Below are 1494 nucleotides of genomic sequence, written 5' to 3'. Positions count from 1 at the left end.
TGGTGGAGCTAAGCAGGATCGAACTGCTGACCTCCTGCGTGCAAGGCAGGCGCTCTCCCAGCTGAGCTATAGCCCCTTTTAGACTTAGTCAGGGTGACTTCTTCTACGTTCGTTATCATACAATTTGTGTGAACACTCAACAACAATCTGTTTCACTTCAAGATAAGGAGGTGATCCAACCCCAGGTTCCCCTAGGGTTACCTTGTTACGACTTCACCCCAGTCATGAATCACAAAGTGGTGACCGTCCCCCCGAAGGTTAAACTAGCCACTTCTTTTGCAACCCACTCCCATGGTGTGACGGGCGGTGTGTACAAGGCCCGGGAACGTATTCACCGTAGCATTCTGATCTACGATTACTAGCGATTCCGACTTCACGGAGTCGAGTTGCAGACTCCGATCCGGACTACGATACACTTTATGGGATTCGCTCCACCTCGCGGTCTTGCTGCCCTCTGTATGTACCATTGTAGCACGTGTGTAGCCCATCCCGTAAGGGCCATGATGACTTGACGTCGTCCCCACCTTCCTCCGGTTTATCACCGGCAGTCTCCTTAGAGTTCCCGACACTACTCGCTGGCAAATAAGGATAGGGGTTGCGCTCGTTGCGGGACTTAACCCAACATTTCACAACACGAGCTGACGACAGCCATGCAGCACCTGTCTCAGAGTTCCCGAAGGCACAATTCTATCTCTAGAAAATTCTCTGGATGTCAAGGGATGGTAAGGTTCTTCGCGTTGCATCGAATTAAACCACATGCTCCACCGCTTGTGCGGGCCCCCGTCAATTCATTTGAGTTTTAACCTTGCGGCCGTACTCCCCAGGCGGTCAACTTAGCGCGTTAGCTACGCTACTCACGTCTCAAGGACACAAACAGCTAGTTGACATCGTTTACGGCGTGGACTACCAGGGTATCTAATCCTGTTCGCTCCCCACGCTTTCGTGCCTCAGCGTCAGTATTTGTCCAGGTGGCCGCCTTCGCCACTGATGTTCCTTCCAATCTCTACGCATTTCACCGCTACACTGGAAATTCCACCACCCTCTACAATACTCTAGTTACCCAGTTTCAAATGCAGTTCCGGAGTTGAGCTCCGGGATTTCACATCTGACTTAACTAACCGCCTACGCACGCTTTACGCCCAGTAATTCCGATTAACGCTCGCACCCTCCGTATTACCGCGGCTGCTGGCACGGAGTTAGCCGGTGCTTCTTCTGTCGCTAACGTCACAGATAATGGATATTAGCCATTACCCTTTCCTCACGACTGAAAGTGCTTTACAACCCGAAGGCCTTCTTCACACACGCGGCATGGCTGCATCAGGGTTTCCCCCATTGTGCAATATTCCCCACTGCTGCCTCCCGTAGGAGTCTGGGCCGTGTCTCAGTCCCAGTGTGGCTGATCATCCTCTCAAACCAGCTAGAGATCGTCGCCTTGGTAGGCTCTTACCCTACCAACTAGCTAATCTCACTTGGGCTAATCTAAAGGCGAAAGGT

General features: G+C 52.0%; 1 tRNA gene and 1 rRNA gene. Both read right to left on the bottom strand.

Going from position 1 to position 1494, the window contains the following annotated elements:
* Positions 1-76 (bottom strand) — tRNA-Ala (locus BI291_RS04380).
* Positions 77-163: 87 nt separating this feature from the next.
* Positions 164-1494 (bottom strand): 16S ribosomal RNA (locus tag BI291_RS04375); the annotation flags it as partial.

The organism is Thalassotalea sp. PP2-459, from assembly GCF_001913705.1.
GTDB lineage: Bacteria > Pseudomonadota > Gammaproteobacteria > Enterobacterales > Alteromonadaceae > Thalassotalea_C > Thalassotalea_C hakodatensis.
This window is presented reverse-complemented; position numbering and strand designations above follow the sequence as displayed.